We start from the raw sequence: 5,583 nt of genomic DNA, 5'->3' as shown, positions 1-5,583 counted from the left end.
TGGATGAGTGTCGGCTTTTCTATAAAAGCGAATTATGAAATTGGCTCAATTATGAGCTTTTTTTATAAAAACGGAGAATCCTTTCTTGACTTAGTACTGACAAAATACATATTTTTTAAACTAACTAGTATCATTTATTTACAAAGTCCACTGCCCCCACCAATTGCAACAGTTCTCAAATCCAAAGTACTTATCACTATTACAAAATAGGGAGTTCTAAATGTCATAAACCGAAATTGACATGGTTCCTACGTTAATAATAAGTTTTTTAAGATTGATTGTTCGCTAAATCTAAAAAGTCCACTATTACAGCATTCTTTTCTTTCAATTTTCTTTTCGTATTTTCACTGTTTAAAAACTTCAGATCAAGCAATCTTCTATATGTGAGCGAGCTTGACATGAGCAATGCTATATCAACATATCCCGGGTGAAAAATGAAATGATTTACCTTGTCAAAGCTGAGTTTATCACTATCAAAAATTTGCGAAAAAGATTTTTTTTCTAGTTCAACAGAAATTGGATGAAAAAAAATATTCTCATTGTTGAGGTCTTCATAATAGGGTATATGTCGCTCAATAGCAATACGTTTTATTACCTCATTTGTAGTAGAAGTATGAATTGCATGTTGATCAATATAGTCAGGTATTTTTCCGGTCACATCTATAAATTTATCCAATTGAGCATTGACTTCTTTATACGTTTCCTTGTAATTAAATAAATCTCTCCCTCCACTTATTTGTTTTCTCCTGATTCCAGATGAGATAAAAATATTTTTCTCTGGACAGATTAGACTCGACGATTGATATGTTTTACTACACGGTTCCCCTAATACTAAATTGACATGCAATCCAAAACACACATCGTTTTTCAATTTAGCAAACTTTAAGGCCTCCAATGAATCTGATAAATTAACTATTATTCCAACGTTCTTAGTCAAACCAAAATCAATTGAGTGCTTGATACCTCTATTAACTCCTGGTGATAAACCAAAATCATCGATTCTAAATAGTATTTCCATACAATACACCCCTTTGTGTTTTAAGTTTAGGCCATCATGCTAACCTATCTTATGACTACAACATATATTTACATCTTGTATTGACAAGTTGAAATATAGCAACTATAATGAAAAGTGTCAAGAGGCCTATGACAAAAATTAAGGAGTGGATATCATGTCTGATAGTAAAGAAAGTACAGTCAAATATTTTGATTATTTGACAAAGATTTGGTCGTCAGTAACAGAAAATGAAGTTGAATCAGTAGATGCCGCAGCAGAATTAGTCGCAAATTCTTGTGCAAGCGGTGGTCGGTTTTATGTTTTTGGATCAGGTCATTCCCATATGGTTGCTGAAGAAATATATATTAGAGCAGGCGGCTTAGCATTTGTAAAGGCCATTTTAACTCCAGAACTGATGCTCCATGAAATGCCTAATAAAAGTACCTATTTAGAAAGATTAGATGGTTATTCAAAAAATATCTTAGACTTGTACAAAGTTGCTGCTGGAGATACATTAATGGTCGTATCCAATTCTGGACGAAATAACGTTCCCGTAGAAATGTGTTTAGAAGCCAAAAATAGAGGTACTAAGGTGATTGCTCTGACCTCACTTTCACATTCGAAACATATCACATCAAGACACTCTTCCGGTAAACTTATGTATGAAATTGCGGATGTTGTAATTGATAGTTGGGCACCTGTTGGTGATGCCGCTTATAGATTAGATGGAATCGATGCTGATCTAGGGCCAACATCAGATTTTACCGGAATAGGAATAGCTCAATCGATTATTGTTTCAGCAGTCGATAAACTAAATGATCGTGGAATTGAAGTACCAATTTTTAAAAGCTCTAATATGGACGGCGCAGATGAATACAATGATAAACTTTTTGAAAAATATTATGGATACTGGAAGTAGCTATTCCAAAGTTAGGATGTGTGGTTCATGATAGCGATTATCGAATGTAGCGAACACAGTAGTAAAACTTTTCCATATGATTTTCATTGGCAAAAGGCTTGCCTTCCAATAGTTGATAAACCGAATATTGTACGAGTTTTGAATCAATTATTCGACAACGGTTTTTCAGAGGAAAATATATACATTGTGCTGGGTCATCGTAAGGATCAAGTGAAAGCTACACTTAAAAAATTTCCTAAATTGAATTATGTTGAGAGATCAAACGGCTTGAAATGCTCCTATGAATCAATCGCAAATGTAATTGATTCTGACGTACTCCTTTATAATGCTGGAAGTGTCATCACTGATAATGACATTCAGAAATTTTTTTCATCGAAAGAAAAAAATAAAGTTTTTACAATAGAGAAAACAGATTCTTCTACTAATCACATTGGTGTAAACGTCGTTCAAGGATTGGTTGAAAATTTTTATGGACATCCAAGGGAGCATTATGTAACAAATATCGTCCCTGGTTTGTATCAATTAGAACTGGAAACATTCAAAATGGCTCTAAACAGTGATTTAGGCTTTGAAAAAAATAACTCCGGCGCTATGCCCCCACAAACTTTCTTCATTGAGAACGGTTTAAATGGGACATTATTGGAAAAAAAGATTTATGCTATTGAAAATGACAAAGAAGTTTTCCAATTAAACTTTCCTTGGGATTTACTTAATGCAAATGAATACTATGTATCTGAATTGTGTGGAAATATTGATGGTGATATTATTGGTGAAAACTCTTCAATTGACCCTTCTGCTAGAATAAATGGCAATGTACAAATTGGCAATAATACTGTGGTCGGGAAAAATGTAGCTATTAACGGAAGTGTGATTATCGGTGATAATGTTTTGATTGATAATGGAGCTATCCTTGAAGGAAATAATTACATCGGCGATGGTACCTACATCAAGGATTATGCGAAAATCGGTGACCATACTGTGATTGGTAAAGACAATAAAATCGGACATAATGCCGAAATGAAAGGTGTAACCATGAAAGGTGTCTCTGCCATTCACTACAGTGAGATTTTCGGAATTGTTGGTACGTATGTCGATATTGCCGCGGCTTGTGTTGCTGGAATTTTGAGGTTCAACGATACGGAACAGCCTCAAAAAATCGAGGGAAAGATATATAGTGGTAAAAATACGAATGCAGTCTTTCTCGGCGATTTTACTAGAACGGGAATTGGAAATATTTTTCTTCCAGGTTGTAAGGTTGGAGCTAACTGTGCAGTTTCTCCAGGTCTGATCGTAAATGAGAATATAGAACACCACAAAATTGCTTTTCAAGAGCAAAGTATAGTGAAGAAATATTGGGGACCAGAAAAATACGGCTGGTAATTAGTCTGGAGTTTATCATCAATAAAAATGCTGCTGTATTGAACGCGTTTCATATAGCAGCATTTTTCATTTTAGAAAAAATTTTCATCCTGTATTGTTTATCCTTAAAAAATAATCTATCCTGAATTAGTAAAGATCGGAGAGTGAGATACTTGGAAAATAATACAGAAAAAAAATATGAACTTGTGATTAACTACATCCTTTCAAATATAGAAAATGGTGTTTTTCAACCTCATCAAATGATTGAGTCAGAAATGGAACTTTCCAAGAAATTAAATGTTTCTAGAGTGACGGTCAGAAAAGGTCTGGAAGAATTAGTAAACAACAAAGTGTTGAGCAAAAGAAAAGGAAAAGGTACTTTTGTAAACCCAATTCCCAAATATTTTGGTTTTAAAAGTGGAATTGGATTTAGTTCTGAGGCCAAAAAACGTGGTTTAGCGCCCTCAACAAAACTTTTATCTATAGAAAAAGTTCCAGCTAATTCAAAAGTTGCTGACCTGCTAAAAGTACCAGTAGACACACTGACTTGGAGAATAGAAAGAATTCGTTATGCCGATAGTGTTGCCATTTGTTATGAAGAGGAGTTCTTTGATGCACAGATCGTTCCAGAGATCACTGCTGACACTGCTGAACATTCTATCTACGATTATTTAGAAGCCTACGATATTACCTTCTCATATGTAGATCAAAAAATTGTTGCAGAGAATGCAACCGAAAAGTATGCAAACTATCTAAACGTGGATGTGAACACAGCTCTGATAAATATGGAAGTCATTGCGTGTCTTGAAAACGGTAAGCCATTTAATGTGGGATTCTCAAAATACCAAACAAACAACTTCTTCCTGGTTCAAACCATCTACAAGTAATTTTTTAAGGAGGGAATCATTTTTGACCTATTTATTAGGCTACAGTCAAGAAAAAATCACTCCAGATATTGTACTACCTATGGGAGGTTATTTCCCATTGAGAACAAGTGTAGGAATTCATGATCCTCTATACGTGAAAACACATTGTATTTATAACAAAAAAACAAAAGAACTATTTGCTTTCGCTAGTCTTGATACTTTGGCAGTGGATAATAAGCTTAAGCAATATATCGAATCAAAAGTTACATTTGTCTTAAAGGATATCATCTCTTCATTTCACTTATACATTTTTGCTACACATACTCATTCTGGCCCAACGGGGATTTTAGATACTGGAACAGCACTTAAAAAGCCACTTTCAAAAATTTTCGGAGAATTTGATCAGGAGTACTTAGATTTTTGTGGAGATAAAACTACTGATTCAATTATTAGCGCTTTTAATGATCTAAATAGTTTTACTTATAAAGTTGCAACAACTTTTACTGATAAGATTGGATGTAATAGAAATGAAATTGGTGGACACTGTGACTTTGATATATTTATTATTGAATTTTCAACCGCTAAAAATAAAACTATTTTGGTTAACTACTCCTGCCACCCCACCGTTTTAGATATAAAGAATCAATTTATTTCATCTGATTATCTTTTTAGTTTCTACGAAGAAATGGAAAAGAATTATCAGTTAGTACAATTTATTAATGGCAGCTGTGCAAATATAAGTACACGATTTACTCGGTCCGAAGCTTCTTATGAAGAAGCTGACTTTTTTGGTCACATATTGGCTAAAGAAGTTTTTAATGCTTCCTATTCACTTGAAAAAGAACTAAAAGACATCCGCTTTATTAGTGATTTTTATAGTGCTAAAACAAAGAATTCAGAAATGCATTATCAAGATGATAAAAGTAACTTCGCATACAAAGTATCAAAAGCGCTAAATAGACATAAACAGAATCCGACGGAAATCACCCGAGCAAATATGATAACTATTGATTCAACAAAATCTGTTCCATTATTAAGCTTGCCCTTCTCAATAATTAGGTTTGATGACTACTTTTTTGTAACTATACCTGGAGAGGCAACATCAGAACTTACTAGCAAGCTAAGAATCAATAAAAAAATTAAAATCTTTGGTCTATGTAATGACTATCTCTTTTACTTTGCAAATAATAATTACTTCGATAAAAGTTACTATGAAGCAAGTTCTAGTTTTTTAAAAAAAGGCGAAGCTGAAAAATGGTTTCTATACATTGAGTCTAAATTAAAAGAAATTGATTTCTGAATTCACTATAGTACTAATTATCCAGCAAAAGACTATTCAAGAAAATGATAGGATTAATCACTATTTTTACAGAACTAAAAAAATATACTTGAGCCAATTTCATAATTCGCTTTTATAGAAAAGCCGACACTCATCCAATTTC

The 5,583-nt window shown here is 33.3% G+C and carries 6 protein-coding genes; 5 read left to right on the top strand and 1 reads right to left on the bottom strand.

Annotated features, from left to right (window positions below):
- Positions 1–210, top strand: a 210-nt coding sequence (locus NRIC_RS19650) for a hypothetical protein (protein WP_227873857.1), incomplete at its 5' end; no start/stop codon positions are given.
- Between the two features lie 58 nt (positions 211–268).
- On the opposite strand, the gene NRIC_RS18960 is transcribed toward NRIC_RS19650, so the two are convergent.
- Positions 269–1,018: a ChbG/HpnK family deacetylase gene (locus tag NRIC_RS18960; protein ID WP_146624289.1), complete on the bottom strand. Its 750-nt coding sequence runs from the start codon at positions 1,016–1,018 to the stop codon at positions 269–271.
- A gap of 154 nt (positions 1,019–1,172) precedes the next feature.
- On the opposite strand from NRIC_RS18960, the gene NRIC_RS18955 reads away from it, so the two are divergent.
- From NRIC_RS18955 to NRIC_RS18940, 4 genes are all read left to right on the top strand, one after another.
- Positions 1,173–1,916, top strand: coding sequence for an SIS domain-containing protein (locus NRIC_RS18955; protein WP_146624288.1), 744 nt, complete (start codon positions 1,173–1,175; stop codon positions 1,914–1,916).
- 27 nt (positions 1,917–1,943) lie between these two features.
- Positions 1,944–3,296, top strand: coding sequence for a nucleotidyltransferase family protein (locus NRIC_RS18950; protein ID WP_146624287.1), 1,353 nt, complete (start codon positions 1,944–1,946; stop codon positions 3,294–3,296).
- Between the two features lie 152 nt (positions 3,297–3,448).
- Positions 3,449–4,162 carry a GntR family transcriptional regulator gene (locus NRIC_RS18945; protein WP_227873856.1) on the top strand — a complete coding sequence of 238 codons (714 nt, stop codon included), beginning with the start codon at positions 3,449–3,451 and terminating at the stop codon, positions 4,160–4,162.
- 22 nt (positions 4,163–4,184) lie between these two features.
- Positions 4,185–5,441 (top strand): neutral/alkaline non-lysosomal ceramidase N-terminal domain-containing protein, encoded by a 1,257-nt coding sequence (locus NRIC_RS18940; protein WP_175580165.1) that lies wholly within the window; start codon positions 4,185–4,187, stop codon positions 5,439–5,441.
- The last annotated feature ends 142 nt before the right edge of the window (positions 5,442–5,583 follow it).

This window comes from Enterococcus florum, from assembly GCF_004309355.1.
Classification (GTDB): domain Bacteria; phylum Bacillota; class Bacilli; order Lactobacillales; family Enterococcaceae; genus Enterococcus_A; species Enterococcus_A florum.
Note: the sequence above shows the minus strand (reverse complement) of the source record. Positions and strands in the feature narration are given on the sequence as shown.